Raw genomic sequence first — 15,098 nt, 5'->3', positions numbered from 1 at the left:
TTAACATCCCGATAAAGATTTATCCTCAAAAAACTCCTCGCTGTCCATTAACCTAATTTTGGCTAATCCCAAGCTTTCTAAATAATCTTGCCACCCTTGAGGAGTATCTTCGATCGCTAATAATCCTAATACCCTAGCTACGTCTGCTACCCAGGGTAGGGTGTGAATTCTATAACCCTGCCAGTTTACTTCTAAGGATAACCAAGCGGGAATCTCTTGGGGGTTAAATTGTTGGGAGGCAAGATAATCAGCTTGAAAGCAGTAAATCCGAGGGGGTTTTTGACTCTCTAACAAGGTTAAACACTCCTTCTAATCTGGACATTAATCTCTTTCCCCATATTTTAGGGGAACCTCAGCATAATTTCTGTTAAATATGAACTTCTCTTGTCAAGAAATAGTTAAGTTTGCTCAAGACAATTTACCCTTAATTCTCCCCTAAGCGAGGACGAATAATTAAATAAATTGCCGGACCGATTAGAGGCAAAAGGGAAATTACCGGCAACAGGAAAGGATTTTTTAACCCCCGTCGGGTTAGATCATCTTGCAGCAAAATTGGACATAATAGGGTTAAAAGACAGAAATCTAAACTCATAACATGAATAAAACGGCTAGTTTGCCACTGATGCCAAAAATCAGACCAATTGCCGTTAATTAATCCGTAAGCGATTAAAATTGCCGCAGTAATTAGGGCAATTACTCCCAACCAAGGTGAGTCTAAAAGTTTAATGACCAGATTTTTTTTACCGGTAAAATTGCTGTTGGGTTGACGGAGAGTTAGATAGGGTAAAATAGCGAAAGCACCCACGGCAAAGGAGGCAAAAGTAAAGGGCCAAGCGATGATTTTTTGGTCACGACCATCGATAATTAAAAGGCTAGTGTAGATAAGTGGCCAAACTCCCATCAGGTTAAAAAGAGCGATAATTAACGGGTTGATATCTTGCCATTTTCCAGTGCAAAGATCGATAATTAAATTTATTGTATCTGGTTGATCGGGTGGTGCTAGTAAAAAAGCGTATAATCCGAAGCCTAACCAAAGTAACCCGAGCATAATTTTTCTTGACATGGGAGTAGATAATTAGGTTAATTGAGTCATGGGTGTTTCAGCAGAAATTCTAGTACAAAAGTGATCAAAATGTCAAGCAAGATTACCTAATCAATGATCATTAATTTTTAGGGAAGACGACGAGGATTCATAGTTTCTACTGGGGGAATTTCTGCACTTTTAGAGTGGAGTAAGCGAGTTTGTTCGAGGATAGTTTCTAAGTCTTCATCCGAGAATTCTTCTACATAGTTTAATTTCACTTCTTCTAGGAAGATAATTAATAACATCTCGATTCTTTCTAGACTGTGACGGGATTGTAATTCCCCAGCGAGAGATTGCCCGAAACGCTGGACTAATTGCTGAACTAAACGCTCAAAAACTTCGTCTTCCTGGGTAATCTTTTCCGCTATATTAACAAAGGATTGATACAATTGACTAGATAGACGATTGCTCAAGTCAGTTTTTAATCCTTTCATCCCGGGTAATCGCAATAAGCTTTGATAAGCGGGAGTTTGACTGAGAATTTTCTCGATATTGTATTTAATTAAAGCTTCTGCTTCTGGTTTAACTTGCGGTAAAACCTTGTTAACGGTGCTATTAACTACTAACTGAAAAATTTCAATAACTTCATTAGTATCATTGAGATTATTATAGCCGCCATTGAGGGATCGATCGAGAAATTTCTCCACTTGTCCCCGTCGAATATATTCCTGAATTTTATTAATAATTCTCAGGACAATTATCTCAGTAATATCTTTAGAAATTAGCGCAACTAAACCTTTAACTGCCTGTTCTTTAATCAACCTTAAGTTAATAATTTTAACTTGATCTAGGCGAATAACGGTAGGAATAAATCGCAACCATCTCCAGATAGGAATAAACAGAAAAATATCGTACCATCGCCATAACATAGCCTCGCGCCAACGCAGGCCTTTATGAGTGCGAGCAATCCACCAAGTTCTCAGCATAAATTCCCAGAAAAAGATGGTACCAAATAAAAAATTGATCGCCTCAAAGTTATCTATCGGTCTCCCATCTTCTCCTAGGGGACGAAAATAATTAGTTTCTATTAAAGGTTGAATTTCTTGATTAAAAAATTTCAACTCTTTTTCCCAGCCATTTTGACTGAGATAATCCCAAGTCCAAAACTTCTGAAAGGCTGCTTTTGCGGAAACATTTTCTGTTTTAAAAACCCGCAAGCGCATTTTATTTTTAATCTTCTCTAAAGTCCCAGTTTTCTCCGCCGAGGCAAAGGGATTATTATCGACCATATTGACACTCTTCTGGCGCAAATTTTCTAAAATTTTCTCAATCTCTTGGCGATATTCTCCCAGATTAAACTCTGGGTTAAAGAGTTTTTGATTAATTATTTGATTAAGTTTATTAACCGTATCTAAATATTCACTGGTACTGCGATAGGGTTTAATCCCTTTCACCACATCATACTTAGCGATTCCTTTAACAAAGGGAATTTCTAGGGGTTTATCGGGAGGTATTTGTAATTCTTGAAAGGAAATCGGCCCGAATTTTATTGGTTCATTAAATCTTAATAAAGTTATTTGCAAGCGTCCCTGTAACCAAAAATCTCGCAGGGGAATATAGGTTAAATCGAAAATAACCAGAATATAATTACATAATACCAACAGGGCCATGCAAGTCTCAAAGAGATTGCGCGGGGAAAAACGACGGTTTCTGCTCACGGGGTTTTTAGTCAAAGTCATTAGCCTAGAAAGCACACTTTGACTATGGTAAACCAAAACGCCTAATTTTTTGCCTGAAAGCGATATAAGTAGTTAAAAAAGGAGCGGTTAAACTTAGTTCTGCCTCAGCAATTAATAGATGTAGTCTTCTATTCTGTAATAGCATCCTAGCAGATTCAGTTAAGCAGTTAGCTACAACTTCTTTGGCAAGAACATTTTTATTATAAGTCGGTAAGTTGCAGATTAGCATAAAATCACCCTGAATTGATTTTTATCTGTCAATAAGCCTAGAGCCTCGTAGGGTGTTTTTCCTTGCGTCAACCCAACCTATAATAATTGCTGCTCTCGTAGGGTGTGTTAATAAAGTATTGACAATGTAAATACATCCTGCCTATACTACAAGTATGGATGTCTATTTTGTCCTCAGTGGCATTACTTTTGTTTGGAATGACGAGAAATCTAGGATTAACCCGATCAACCATGACGGTATTACGTTTCAGCAAGCAGCAGAAGTCTTCTTCGATCCACTGCTGGTTGTTGTTGATGCAAGTCGCAATGATGAGGCACGAGATGCGATCATTGGGTTAGATAGACGGTGGAATCTCCTGTACGTCGTCTATATTGAGCATGAAAACGACATCATTCGGATCATTTCGGCTCGCAAAGCCACACGCAAGGAACGTGAGTATTATGAAAGTTGAGGCATTAAAAAAACGACTGGAGAAAAATCGCCCTATGACTACAATCACGATTCGTATTCCCGAAGATGTGATTGAAGATTTAAAGCGGGTTGCACCGTTACTTGGTTTCTCAGGTTATCAACCTTTGATCCGTGCTTACATTGGACAAGGGCTGCGTGCGGATTTGGAGCGTCTAGAGGGAGATACAATTTCTGCTCTCGTTGCTAGTTTGAAGCGTCATGGTGTAAGTGATGAAGTGCTGCAAGAAGCGTTGAGTGAAGTTACTCCGCGTTAGTCTAGGTTTTTAGTTGTAGTGCGATCGCTTGTAGAACGTAGAGTTTTATTGAAGATATTCTCATCATAACCCCCCTTAGATATTCTTCAACAGCTTATCCCTACCTAGGATGAAAATAATTATAAATTTCCTTAGCTAATTGTTCCCCAATTCCTGTCACCTGTTGCAATTGTTCTAGGGAAGCTTCGCGAATATAATCCAGAGAATGAAAATGAGCTAATAAATCTTTTTGTCGCTTAAAACCTAACCCCGGTATCTCATCCAAACGGGAACGGCGACTTTTTTGCATCCTTTGTTGTCGGTGAAAGCTAACAGCAAAGCGATGCGCTTCATCCCTGACTCGACGCAATAATTGCACTCCGGGTTGTTCCTTATCCGTCTCTAAAGGAGAGGATTCCCCTGGTAAAAAAATCTCCTCTCTCTGTTTAGCTAAACTAACAACTTTTACCTGTTCTAATAAATTCATCTCCCCTAAAACTGCCACCACTGCCGATAATTGTCCTTTTCCCCCATCAATCATAACCAAATCGGGAAAATCATCACTTTCGGCAATATTATCGGGATTTTCGACATAACGACGGAAACGCCGGCGAATTACTTCTGCTAAACTGGCAAAATCATCGGAATGGCCGATTTTAACTTCGGGATTTTTGATTTTATAGTGACGATAATGTTGATTAGCGGCCACCCCATCGATAAACACCACTCCCGACGCGACTGCATTAGAACCCTGAATATGAGAAATATCATAACCCTCGATGCGGTGGGGTAGTGCCGGTAAATCGAGAATTACCGCTAAATCCTGCAAAGACTGTAAATCTCGTTCGGCGCTTCTTTTCGTCTTTTCTAACTCATAAAGAGCGTTTTTCTCGACCATAGCTAATAAATCCGCTTTACTTTGCCGTTGGGGAACAGTTAACTCGACTTTGCGACCTTTTTTTTCCCTTAACCACCCCGCTAACACCTCACCTTCCGGTAATTCGCAGGGTAACAGGATTTCGCTGGGAATTTCCACCCCTTCCACCGATAAATAATGTTCTTCCAGGACTTTTTGCAGGATTTCTCCCTCGTTTGCTGACTGACTATCGGCAAAAAATCCTAAACGTCCCACCAAACGACCAGAACGCACTTGGAATAATTGTATGCAACAATGCTGCTCGTCCTTAGCTAAAGCGATTGCGTCCCGGGATACGGTATCATCAGGTAAAGAGACCTTTTGATCGGTATTAAGGGCCTGTAATCCGCGAATTTGATCCCTAATCGTGGCCGCTTGTTCAAAATCTAGGTTTTCCGACGCTTCTAGCATCTTTGCTGCTAATTTCTCTAATAATTCCCCCGTCCTTCCCTGAAAAATCATCGCCACTTTCTGCAAGGTTTCTCGATAATCTTGGGGACTGATTAATTTTTGACAAACCCCCGGACAACGACCGATATCATAATTTAAACAGGGACGGTCTTTAAACAGAGGTTGGGGACGTTGACGCAGGGGAAAAGTGCGTTTAATTAGGTGTAAAGTGTGGCGCAGCAGCCTGGTATCGACGTAGGGACCATAATAACGGTCTTTTTGGTTATTTATCCTACGTTTGCGGGTGATAAAAATGCGCGGGTAGGTTTCCGACCAAGTAATACAAATGTATGGATATTTTTTATCGTCCTTGAGGAGAGTATTAAAATGGGGCTGATGTTGTTTAATTAGATTAGCTTCCAGGGCCAAGGATTCTGCTTCTGTGTCGGTGACGATAAATTCAATTTCCGTCACCTGTCGCACCATTAAAGCAATGCGGGGACTGAGGGGTTGACTGGGACGAAAATAGGAACGGACTCTAGACCGGAGTTTTTTGGATTTACCAATGTAGAGAATTTCGCCATTTTGGTCGCGCAGGAAGTACACCCCCGGTTCGAGGGGAATTTCCCGAAGACGATTTTCTAGGCGATCGAGGTCTTGGATTAGGGTAGAGTTAAGATTATTCCCGAACATTCTTTTATATTAGACAAAAAATTACGCCAGTGGGTATTAGCTGACGTTTGGCAAGATATTCGGGGCAAATCTTCACAAAAATTAATAGGCTTCTGATTCGATTTGCTTAATCGGGACGAAACATTCCCCGGGGAGAAGAATCGGTTTATTGTTAAAAATCAATTGGCCGCGATGATTGTCGCGGTTAATAGCGACACCGAAAGGACGTTTACTAACTCGGCTATTGAGGGTACAGTAGATGCGATAAATGCGTCTGGCTGCCCTTAAGACAGTAGGATCTAACAAAATTGGGATTTCCATATCGACACGTTGTTGTTCTGTTTTCTCAGATAGGGCTACCATAGCACTCGTCTCCCCACGATTAAATTGAGATATTTATTAAATCAATGGTATATGACGATTTCGGAATTTGTCACTTTTGTTAGGATTCTAAAACTTTCAGGATGGCCTGGCCCATAGCTTGGCATCCCACTAAGGTCATACCTTCCGAGAAAATATCTCCGGTACGATAACCGAGGTCTAAGACTTTTTCCACGGCTTTTTCCAGTGCTGCTGCCGCTAAAGGCTGATTTAGCCCATATTTTAACATCATAGCAGCGCTGAGAATTTGGGCGATCGGATTGGCTTTATCTTGGCCGGCGATATCCGGGGCCGAACCGTGGACGGGTTCAAAAACTCCCACCCCGGCAGTCCCTAAACTAGCGGAGGGTAACATTCCGATACTACCGGTTAACATGGCCGCTTCATCGGAGAGAATATCACCGAATAAATTGCCCGTGACAATAGTATCAAATTGTTTGGGGGCCCGGACTAACTGCATGGCTGCGTTATCGACGTAGAGATGGGAAAGTTCCACATCGGGATAATTAGCAGCCATTTTCGTCATCCGGTCGCGCCAGAGTTGGGAAACATCAAGAACATTAGCTTTATCGACGGAACAGAGTTTATTGCCGCGTTTTTGGGCAATTTCAAAGGCCACCTTAGCGATGCGGTCCACCTCCGATTCCAAGTAAACCATGGTATTTACACCGCATTTTTCTCCCGTTTCCGTCTCAAAAATCCCCTTCGGTTGACCGAAGTAGACACCCCCGGTCAATTCCCGGACGACCATGATATCCACTCCCTCGATAATCTCCCGTTTGAGACTAGAAGCGTCGATTAATTGCGGAAAAATGGTGGCAGGACGCAAATTAGCAAAAAGACCTAAGCCGGATCTTAAGCCTAATAATCCCGTTTCTGGCCTTTGCTGCCGGGGTAAATTATCCCATTTATAACCCCCGATAGCGGCCAAGAGAACAGCATCACTATTTTTACAGGCGCTCAGGGTTGCTTCGGGGAGGGGATTGCCGGTTTCATCAATGGCTGCCCCTCCAATTAAAGCGGTTTGGAAGTCAAACTGGAGGTCAAATTTTTTAGCGATGACTTTCAGTATCTCTACGGTGACAGCGAGGATTTCCGGCCCGATGCCATCGCCGGGTAGTAGGGTAATGCGATACTGTTGCGTCATAGTTCTAGAACGGTAAAATAGGTCGGACTCTTGATTATAACATAGTTAGGGTTGGCTGAATAAATCTAAAAACCTTGTTGGATAAGGCTTTTAGAATTGTTTCCCAGCAAAAAGTGCCAGGGATTGGAGTGATTGGGGGGAAAATTCAGGTACTTTTTCCCTGAAAATCGGTAAAATCCTACAGCCTACACCTAGGAAAAACTTTTTGCCGCAAACCCTAATTAAAGGGGTAGTTAATCCCTGATAACTACACTAATTCTACATGGGAATCATCCCCGATCATAAAGCGTAAAGCTTTTGGACGTTGGGGAGCGATTTCTAATTTTGCCCGTCGTCCGATAACACTATCAACTATGCGCTGATGAATGCCAATAATCGTGGCATCTTTGAGAATAACACTGTGTTCTATGTCGGCATCGATTAATTTTACTCCATTAGCCACACTGCTATAGGGACCGATAAAACAATTCTCAATGTGACAATTTTCTCCGATAATGACAGGGCCGCGAATGGTACTATTAATAATTTTACTACCCTGACCAATTTGTACCCGTCCGATCACCTGACTATTAGCATCAATTTCTCCCCGCAAAGCGATTTCTAGACTGGTATCAAGGATAATCCGATTGGCTTCTAATAAATCATCTTTTTTACCCGTATCTAACCACCAACCCAGTAGTTTATTGGCTTCTACTGCTTTATTTTGATTGATTAATTCTTGGATAGCGTCGGTAATTTCTAACTCACCCCGGCCCGAAGGTTGAATAGATGCGATCGCTTGATGAATGGTGGGGGCAAAAAAATAAATCCCCACCAAAGCTAAATTTGAGGGGGGGTCTTTGGGTTTTTCGACTAGGTATAAAACCTTGCCGGTTTCATCTACTTTTGCCACCCCAAAAGCACTAGGATTAGACACTTTTCGCAGGAGAATTAAAGCATCAAGGGACTGTTTGTGGAAAGAGTCTAAAAAGGGCGATAAATCATCCTCAATTAGGTTATCACCCAAGTACATAATAAAGGGGGAATCTCCTAGGAAAGATTGGGCAGTTTTAACCGCGTGAGCTAATCCCGCCGGTTGGTCTTGACGAATATAAGTTATCTTAGCTCCAAACTGTTCACCACTGCCCGTGGTCTGACGAATTTCTTCCCCAGTTTCGGGACTGATAATAATGCCAATATCGGTAATTCCTGCGGCCACAATTGACTCGATTCCATACCATAAAATCGGTTTATTGGCAACGGGAACTAACTGTTTTGCCCCGGTATAAGTTAGGGGACGTAACCTCGTACCTTTACCACCGGATAAAATTAGTGCTTTCATAGTTTTAAAGATTAAATAGTTGGTTGAGCATAGCTTTGAGAGAATCCCGCCAATAGGGAGGAATATAACCCAATTCTTGCGAGATTTTTTGACCGGAAAGAACCGAGTAGGCCGGACGCACCGCCGGGGTAGGATATTCAGCAGAAGTAATCGGAATTACTCTCTGAATTTTTAGGGGAATACCGCTTATTTTTGCCTCCTCAAAAATTGCTTTAGTTAAATCAAACCAACTGGCGACACCGCTATTAGTAAAATTATAGATTCCTGCGGGATTATCGGCATTAATTAAAAGCTGAGTAATTGCCGCGGCGATATCTTTTGCCCAAGTGGGACTTCCCACCTGATCAACAACTACTTTTAACTCCTCTCTTTCCTTGCCTAATCTCAGCATGGTTTTAACAAAATTACTTTTGCCATAACTGCCGTAAACCCAAGCAGTCCGCAGGATAATTGCCTGAGAATTAACAGTTTTAATCTCCTCTTCTCCCCTTAACTTTGATTGTCCATAAACCCCTAAAGGATTAGTTAGATCGGTTTCTAGATAGGGGGTATTTTTTCGACCATCAAACACATAATCGGTGGAAATATGGAGAAATTTAGCTTTAATTTTTTCGGCAGATTCCGCCATGATTTTTGGGGCTGTAGCATTGATAGAATAGGCTAAATCTGGCTCGGTTTCGGCTTTATCCACTGCCGTATAAGCGGCGGCATTAACCAGATAATCGGGGTGAATTTCCCTAATTAACTGGCCGATTTTTTCCGAGTTGGTTAAATCTAGTTCTTCTCGACTGATACTAATAACTTCACCTAACTGCGGTAAAGTTACTTGTAACTCTTGTCCTACTTGACCTTTAGCACCAATTAATAAAACTTTTTTCATCGTCTTTAGGGGAAAACTTCCACGGATTTAAAGGGTTGTCCAGCTTGGTCTTTAGGGGAGAGAATCGGCGGAGTCTCTAGGGGCCAATCAATCCCTAAATCGGCATCATTCCATAAAATAGTTTTTTCGTATTGGGGATAATAATAATTAGTGGTTTTGTAGAGAAATTCTGCTCGGTCGGAGAGGACTAGAAAGCCATGGGCAAAACCTTCAGGAACCCAGAAAATACGTTTATTTTCCGCACTTAAAATACAGCCTACCCATTGCCCAAAAGTGGGGGAACTTTGACGCGCATCCACTGCCACATCAAAAACACTACCGCTCACTACTCGCACCAGTTTACCCTGGGGATTGGGGATTTGATAGTGCAATCCTCGCAGGACATTTTTTAAGGACATAGAGTGATTATCCTGGACAAAAGTGGTATTAACCCCAGTTTTTTCTCGAAAATCTTTCTGATTAAAACTCTCCAAGAAAAAACCTCGATCGTCTCCGTAAACTTGCGGTTCAATAATTAAAACATCAGGAATTTCCGTCGGAATAACTTTCATAAAATCGGAGACAAGATAACTTTTGCGGGTAGTCTAGCACAAAAGGGTATTTTTTTCTAAAGTTTTTTATTAATCTTTCCTCGGTAACTGAATAATGATAAGATGAGCCTAACTTAGTTAGAGCATAAACGACGTGGTACAAGTCTCTACACACACCGCTACTCAATCTATCCCCGTGGAGGGAGAAGCCTTAAAAAACTGGTTACAGACTAGGGCTAATCAGATTATCGCCGGCGATCGACTCAGTAAGCAAGAGGCCCTAGCTTTAACTGCGATCGAAGGTCAGGAAAATATTTTCAGCTTATGTGAGGCTGCCGATCTCATTCGTCAGGCCTGTTGTGGCAATACGGTGGATTTATGTAGCATTATCAACATAAAATCGGGAAGTTGTTCGGAAAATTGCAGTTTTTGTTCCCAATCCGCCCACCATCCCGGTCAAGATTCGCCTATCTACGGTTTAAAAAGTCGCGAGGAAATCGTCAGCCATGCGAAAGCGGCAGCCGAAGCGGGGGCCAAACGCTTCTGTTTAGTTAGTCAAGGTCGGGGATTAAAGTACAATAGCCCTAAATCGCAGGAATTCGAGGAAATACTGGCCACAGTTCAAGAAATCATCGAAACGGCCAAGATTAAACCCTGTTGCGCCCTGGGAGAGTTAACCCTCCCCCAAGCCCAGGCCTTAAAAGAAGCCGGAGTTACCCGTTATAATCACAATCTGGAGGCTTCCGAGAATTTTTATCCTAACGTCGTCTCCACCCACAGTTGGCAGGATCGGGTAGAAACGGTAAAAAACCTGAAAGCGGCAGGAATTCAGGCTTGTACGGGCGGAATTATCGGTATGGGGGAAAGTTGGACCGATCGTATCGATTTAGCTTTTTCCCTGGCGGAATTAGAAGTGGAATCCGTGCCGATTAACCTATTAAACCCCAGAAGTGGCACCCCTTTAGGTCATTTACCCAAACTGGATCCCTTGACTGCCCTAAAAGCGATCGCTATTTTCCGGTTTATTTTACCCCAACAAATCCTCCGTTATGCCGGGGGACGAGAGGCGGTGATGGGAGAATTGCAAAATCTGGGGCTAAAATCGGGAATTAATGCTATGCTGATTGGACATTATTTGACCACTCTAGGACAACCGCCCCAACAGGATCAGGCGATGTTGGCTGATCTTAGTTTAATAGGAGGAGAAGCCCCCATCCCCGGTGAATATCAACCCCAACAGGCAACCTAAATCACGTCGAGGACGAGAATCTCCGCCCCGGCGCGCTTCCTCATCGGTTCCCAATGAGTTACTCTGGGCCTTGATTGGTTTGTTGCTGACAATTTTCAGTACATTTGTTCCAGTCAGTCTAGCTAGTTGGTCGGCTACGGGTCTATCTTCGCAAAAACTAGGCATAACTTACCAAATTGGCGCAGTATTATTAACGGGCTGTCTGGGGGGCAAAAATGCTGGGCTTCTCGCCCAGGTGGCCTATATTTTTCTCGGTTTAACTTGGTTGCCCGTGTTTGCCCAGGGTGGGGGAATGGGTTATCTGAAAGAAGCCAGTTTTGGCTATATTTTAGGCTTTATGCCGGGGGCATGGCTGTGTGGTTGGCTGGCTTTTCGCTGGCGGGCCAAGATAGAAACTCTGGCTTTAAGTGCTTTTGCTGGTTTGTTAGTGATTCATCTGTGCGGTTTATTATATATGCTGGGATTGTCGATTTTTCAGCCCCAAGCCGGTCAAATCACCTTTCCCGATAGTTTGCCCACCCTATTTATGAATTATTCAGTCTGGCCATTTTTAGGGCAGTTAGTAGTAATTTGTGTGGTGGCAATTATTGCCTTTTTCTTCCGTAAATTATTATTTTATTGATGCCACAGCCAATGTTAAAAAAGAATCGCTGGTTTTGGATAGTGGCGGTGCTTGGTCTAATTTTAGACCAATTAACTAAGTATATAACCGTGCAGAGTTTTGAGCAAATTGGTGATACTTTCCCGATTATTCCGGGGGTTTTTCATTTTACCTATGTGATTAATACTGGGGCGGCTTTTAGTGCTTTTCGGGGCGGTGTTGGTTGGCTAAAATGGCTATCCTTATTAGTTAGTTTGGGATTAATGGCTTTTGCTTACTTTGGACCGCATTTAAATCGTTGGGAACAATTAGCCTACGGTTTTATTTTAGCAGGGGCTTTCGGCAATGGCATTGATCGCTTTTTGTTTGGTTATGTGGTGGATTTTCTCGATTTTCGATTGATTAATTTTCCTGTTTTTAATCTGGCCGACGTTTTTATTAATATCGGGATTATTTGCCTATTAATTTCTACCTTTCCCCACAAGTCAAGGGTCCCGTAGGGGCGAAGCATTCGAGCGATAACCTATCGCTGAAACCGTAGATTTCCTATCCGAATGCTTCGCCCTTACTTTTTCTGTTCAAAAAAAATGGGGATTTAGTATTATATTCCTGGAGTCCTGATCATTTAAATATTTTGTAAATCTAGATAATTCCTGTTGAGTACCAATCATAATAAATCTGTTGAGTATAAGCTACATATCAGCAGAGGCACTCATGCAAAAGGCAACCCCCCGACATCGGGGGGGGTTGGGGAGAATAGATAATCAGTTTTTAATAACTGGATTTAGTATTACATATTCGTGTGCTTGTTCAAGCAAATAATAAACGTCCTTTAGGTTCAGGAATTTCTCGGCCTAATTCCTGTGCTGTTTCAATCCATTGTTGAATAATGATTTCAGCATTTTGCACAGCTTCTTGATAAGTTTCTCCATCAGCCATACATCCTGCCAGTTCTGGAACTTCAACGATAAATAGTTGATCCTCATTACTCCAGTAAATAATCAGTTCATAACGAATTTTCATCTTGATATCCTAACTTATATTTTAAAATCAGACTACGAATTTGCTTAACTTGATAGACTTTGGCTTTTCCTTGTTTGGGTTGCAGATTTAAAATTTATTCAACTCCTTCTTTAGTAAAAATATGATGACTTCCTCCTATTCGTTGATCAAATCCTAATTTCCTCAGTAGTTGACAAAGTTGCTCGAAGGGAATGTTAGCATCAGAATTACCTAAAAGAATTTTAATCAATAATTTATCCTGTTTACTCATACATCCAATATATATACAAGCAAAATAGTCGGCTCTCTCAACATCATGGTATAAAGTGTTTGTAAATGTGAAATTTTGGGCGTTTACTCTAGCTTTCTCCCTAACTTTAATCCCTAACCTAATCTTAACACGATTAGTTATCCTCGATCGGGTGAGCATTGCCCACCCAAAAAACTATGCTTCTGTTGCAGAATTAGAGCGATCAAATTTACTAACTAACTGAGGATTTTCTGACCAAGCATCGATAATACTCATATTACCATTGAGAAAATTCTGTTTAATAGCGCGACGTTGAATTTTGCCGCTGGCAGTTTTGAGAATTGTTCCCGATTTAGCCAGGACAATCGCATGGGTCATAATTTCGTGTTCTTCGGCGATTTCCTGACGGATATCAGCAATTAATTTGGCCGTATCTAATTCGCCGCTGCGACGTTCCAATTCCTGGACAATAACTAACTGTTCCTCGCCATTATCTTCAATGGAAAAAGCCGCACCATAATCGGGACGAAAAACCTCATTAAGATGCTGTACTGACCATTCTAAATCCTGGGGATAATGATTACTGCCACGGACAATAATTAAATCCTTAATCCGTCCCGTGATATACAATTCCCCATCGAGAAGAAAACCTAAATCTCCGGTGCGTAAAAACGGTCCTTCTCCTGTATCAGCAAGATAAGCTTGAAAAGTCTCTTTGGTTGCGTCTTCCCGTTGCCAATATCCAGCGGCCATACTGGGGTCACTGGCCCAAATTTCGCCCACTTCATCAGCTACACAAAGGGTGAAAGTATCGGGATTAACGATAGCTATACGGGTATCACAGACGCGACGACCACAACTAGGGACGGATCTAACTCCCGTGGTTCGATCGGAGCCTACAGGGACAATTTTACCGCGTTCGTAGGCGGTTGCATCCAAAGCGGTGATAATTGGGGTGGTTCCCTTGGGTTTATTGGAAATCAAGAGGGTATATTCAGCTAATCCGTAGGCAGGGGCGAAAGTTTGCCAAGAAAAGCCGTAATCTGCAAAAGTATCGACAAATTTGGCCATGACCTTCGGATTAATCGGTTCGGCGGCATTTCCCGCCGCCTGCCAACTGCTCAGGTCTAATTCCGCTAAATCGGCAGCTTTAATCCTGCGAGTACAAAGATCATAGGCGAAGTTGGGGGCCTGACTATGAGTAACTTTGTACTTAGTAATATTTTTTAACCACTGCATCGGACGCTTAATAAAAGCAAAGGGAGACATGAGATAGCAGGGTGTACCGTTGTAGAGGGGGACGGTGATACCTTCCACTAACCCGTAATCGTGGAAATAGGGCATCCAAGTTAGGGTAACGCTATCCGGTTCGTAACCACAAGCTTTTTGCAAGTAACCGCAATGGTGCATCAGGTTAAAATGACTTAACATCACTCCTTTGGGGATATTAGTCGAACCGGAGGTATATTGCAGATAAGCAAGCGCCGATTTATCCACCTGGGGATCTTGCCATTGGTTCGCGAGGGAAATATCAATACTTTCGGTAGTAATCCATTTCATTTGGTCGAATTCAGGGAATTCTTCCTTAACGCCTTCAATAAGAGTCAGAATACTTTCGGTAACTAGAGCAAAGGTGGCATTAGCATCCTTGACAATTGCCCGTAAACGGGGCAAAGTGCGCTTAAGTCGTCCCGATTCCGGTGGGGGGACGGGAATGGCAATCACTCCCGCGTAGAGACAACCACAAAAAGCGGCCACTACTTCTAAACTTTGAGGATAGAGTAATAGGGCGCGTTCCCCTTGGGCCTGGTATTTTTGCAAATAGGCGGCGATTGCTCTTGCTTGGCGATCGAGTTCACTGTAGGTTAAAGGTGGGGTTTCTTTTCTACCATCGATAAGAAAAGTGTAGGCATGGCCCTCTGGTTGTGCCGTGGCGCGGTAACGTAAGAGTTCTACTAGGGTGGCAGGTTGAATTAAGGTTTCAGTCATCGTTGTTATCGGGCTTATTGGCGCTATTGTATAGAAGTTTTAAGATATTTGCCCATGGCGCTAGGATAAAGTGC

General features: G+C 42.3%; 17 protein-coding genes. 5 read left to right on the top strand and 12 right to left on the bottom strand.

The features are described 5' to 3' along the window. The 3 genes from IM475_RS04835 to IM475_RS04825 form a co-directional block, all read right to left on the bottom strand. Nucleotides 1-294, bottom strand: coding sequence for a hypothetical protein (locus IM475_RS04835; RefSeq protein ID WP_002733401.1), 294 nt, complete (start codon nt 292-294; stop codon nt 1-3). Between the two features lie 130 nt (nt 295-424). Continuing rightward, nucleotides 425-1,063, bottom strand: coding sequence for a DUF2834 domain-containing protein (locus IM475_RS04830; protein WP_287726856.1), 639 nt, complete (start codon nt 1,061-1,063; stop codon nt 425-427). A 107-nt stretch (nt 1,064-1,170) separates the two neighbouring features. After that, on the bottom strand, nt 1,171-2,763 hold the full coding sequence (locus IM475_RS04825) for a DUF445 domain-containing protein (RefSeq protein WP_287726855.1): 1,593 nt from the start codon (nt 2,761-2,763) through the stop codon (nt 1,171-1,173). A 383-nt stretch (nt 2,764-3,146) separates the two neighbouring features. On the opposite strand from IM475_RS04825, the gene IM475_RS04820 reads away from it, so the two are divergent. Both IM475_RS04820 and IM475_RS04815 read left to right on the top strand, forming a co-directional pair. Next, nucleotides 3,147-3,443 (top strand): BrnT family toxin, encoded by a 297-nt coding sequence (locus IM475_RS04820; protein ID WP_287726854.1) that lies wholly within the window; start codon nt 3,147-3,149, stop codon nt 3,441-3,443. Further along, nucleotides 3,433-3,717, top strand: coding sequence for a hypothetical protein (locus IM475_RS04815; protein ID WP_287726853.1), 285 nt, complete (start codon nt 3,433-3,435; stop codon nt 3,715-3,717). The genes IM475_RS04820 and IM475_RS04815 overlap by 11 nt, the downstream gene beginning before the upstream one ends. A gap of 100 nt (nt 3,718-3,817) precedes the next feature. Here the strand turns inward: IM475_RS04815 and uvrC are convergent, their stop codons facing one another. The 6 genes from uvrC to rfbC all read right to left on the bottom strand — a co-directional run bounded on the left by uvrC (nt 3,818) and on the right by rfbC (nt 9,954). Next, a complete protein-coding gene (uvrC, locus tag IM475_RS04810) occupies nt 3,818-5,695 on the bottom strand; it encodes an excinuclease ABC subunit UvrC (protein WP_287726852.1) in 1,878 nt (625 codons plus the stop codon). Nucleotides 5,696-5,776: 81 nt separating this feature from the next. Beyond that, complete coding sequence (locus IM475_RS04805; RefSeq protein ID WP_002734814.1) at nt 5,777-6,037, bottom strand: hypothetical protein; 261 nt, start codon at nt 6,035-6,037, stop codon at nt 5,777-5,779. Between the two features lie 79 nt (nt 6,038-6,116). Continuing rightward, nucleotides 6,117-7,202, bottom strand: coding sequence for a 3-isopropylmalate dehydrogenase (gene leuB, locus IM475_RS04800; protein ID WP_287726851.1), 1,086 nt, complete (start codon nt 7,200-7,202; stop codon nt 6,117-6,119). 247 nt (nt 7,203-7,449) lie between these two features. Beyond that, nucleotides 7,450-8,523, bottom strand: coding sequence for a glucose-1-phosphate thymidylyltransferase (locus IM475_RS04795; protein ID WP_287657692.1), 1,074 nt, complete (start codon nt 8,521-8,523; stop codon nt 7,450-7,452). 4 nt (nt 8,524-8,527) lie between these two features. Then, nucleotides 8,528-9,403, bottom strand: a complete 876-nt coding sequence (gene rfbD, locus IM475_RS04790) for a dTDP-4-dehydrorhamnose reductase (protein WP_287657694.1) — start codon at nt 9,401-9,403, stop codon at nt 8,528-8,530. Between the two features lie 5 nt (nt 9,404-9,408). After that, entirely contained in the window at nt 9,409-9,954 is a 546-nt protein-coding gene (gene rfbC, locus IM475_RS04785; RefSeq protein ID WP_287657696.1) for a dTDP-4-dehydrorhamnose 3,5-epimerase, read from the bottom strand. Nucleotides 9,955-10,087: 133 nt separating this feature from the next. Between rfbC and bioB the strand changes: the two genes are divergently transcribed. The 3 genes from bioB to lspA are packed head-to-tail and all read left to right on the top strand — an operon-like array spanning nt 10,088 to nt 12,283. After that, nucleotides 10,088-11,182, top strand: coding sequence for a biotin synthase BioB (bioB, locus tag IM475_RS04780; RefSeq protein WP_287657698.1), 1,095 nt, complete (start codon nt 10,088-10,090; stop codon nt 11,180-11,182). After that, complete coding sequence (locus tag IM475_RS04775) at nt 11,154-11,804, top strand: biotin transporter BioY (protein ID WP_287726850.1); 651 nt, start codon at nt 11,154-11,156, stop codon at nt 11,802-11,804. The genes bioB and IM475_RS04775 overlap by 29 nt, the downstream gene beginning before the upstream one ends. 11 nt (nt 11,805-11,815) lie before the next feature. Beyond that, a complete protein-coding gene (lspA, locus tag IM475_RS04770) occupies nt 11,816-12,283 on the top strand; it encodes a signal peptidase II (protein ID WP_287657788.1) in 468 nt (155 codons plus the stop codon). A 310-nt stretch (nt 12,284-12,593) separates the two neighbouring features. Here the strand turns inward: lspA and IM475_RS04765 are convergent, their stop codons facing one another. The 3 genes from IM475_RS04765 to IM475_RS04755 all read right to left on the bottom strand — a co-directional run bounded on the left by IM475_RS04765 (nt 12,594) and on the right by IM475_RS04755 (nt 15,024). Further along, entirely contained in the window at nt 12,594-12,806 is a 213-nt protein-coding gene (locus IM475_RS04765) for a type II toxin-antitoxin system HicB family antitoxin (RefSeq protein ID WP_002776225.1), read from the bottom strand. Nucleotides 12,807-12,900: 94 nt separating this feature from the next. Beyond that, nucleotides 12,901-13,056 carry a type II toxin-antitoxin system HicA family toxin gene (locus IM475_RS04760; protein ID WP_108937859.1) on the bottom strand — a complete coding sequence of 52 codons (156 nt, stop codon included), beginning with the start codon at nt 13,054-13,056 and terminating at the stop codon, nt 12,901-12,903. 174 nt (nt 13,057-13,230) lie between these two features. Continuing rightward, complete coding sequence (locus tag IM475_RS04755) at nt 13,231-15,024, bottom strand: fatty acyl-AMP ligase (RefSeq protein ID WP_287726849.1); 1,794 nt, start codon at nt 15,022-15,024, stop codon at nt 13,231-13,233. Nucleotides 15,025-15,098 lie beyond the last annotated feature (74 nt).

The organism is Microcystis sp. M061S2, from assembly GCF_020245605.1.
Classification (GTDB): Bacteria; Cyanobacteriota; Cyanobacteriia; order Cyanobacteriales; family Microcystaceae; genus Microcystis.
This window is presented reverse-complemented; position numbering and strand designations above follow the sequence as displayed.

Excerpts from the sequence above, each read along its gene's own strand:
- IM475_RS04830 (WP_287726856.1), bottom strand. The coding sequence starts at position 1,063 with ATGTCAAGAAAAATTATGCTCGGGTTACTTTGGTTAGGCTTCGGATTA.
- rfbC (WP_287657696.1), bottom strand. The coding sequence starts at position 9,954 with ATGAAAGTTATTCCGACGGAAATTCCTGATGTTTTAATTATTGAACCG.
- rfbD (WP_287657694.1), bottom strand. The coding sequence starts at position 9,403 with ATGAAAAAAGTTTTATTAATTGGTGCTAAAGGTCAAGTAGGACAAGAG.
- IM475_RS04805 (WP_002734814.1), bottom strand. The coding sequence starts at position 6,037 with ATGGTAGCCCTATCTGAGAAAACAGAACAACAACGTGTCGATATGGAA.
- IM475_RS04795 (WP_287657692.1), bottom strand. The coding sequence starts at position 8,523 with ATGAAAGCACTAATTTTATCCGGTGGTAAAGGTACGAGGTTACGTCCC.
- lspA (WP_287657788.1), top strand. The coding sequence starts at position 11,816 with ATGTTAAAAAAGAATCGCTGGTTTTGGATAGTGGCGGTGCTTGGTCTA.
- uvrC (WP_287726852.1), bottom strand. The coding sequence starts at position 5,695 with ATGTTCGGGAATAATCTTAACTCTACCCTAATCCAAGACCTCGATCGC.
- leuB (WP_287726851.1), bottom strand. The coding sequence starts at position 7,202 with ATGACGCAACAGTATCGCATTACCCTACTACCCGGCGATGGCATCGGG.
- IM475_RS04760 (WP_108937859.1), bottom strand. The coding sequence starts at position 13,056 with ATGAGTAAACAGGATAAATTATTGATTAAAATTCTTTTAGGTAATTCT.
- IM475_RS04815 (WP_287726853.1), top strand. The coding sequence starts at position 3,433 with ATGAAAGTTGAGGCATTAAAAAAACGACTGGAGAAAAATCGCCCTATG.
- IM475_RS04825 (WP_287726855.1), bottom strand. The coding sequence starts at position 2,763 with ATGACTTTGACTAAAAACCCCGTGAGCAGAAACCGTCGTTTTTCCCCG.
- IM475_RS04820 (WP_287726854.1), top strand. The coding sequence starts at position 3,147 with ATGGATGTCTATTTTGTCCTCAGTGGCATTACTTTTGTTTGGAATGAC.
- IM475_RS04755 (WP_287726849.1), bottom strand. The coding sequence starts at position 15,024 with ATGACTGAAACCTTAATTCAACCTGCCACCCTAGTAGAACTCTTACGT.
- IM475_RS04765 (WP_002776225.1), bottom strand. The coding sequence starts at position 12,806 with ATGAAAATTCGTTATGAACTGATTATTTACTGGAGTAATGAGGATCAA.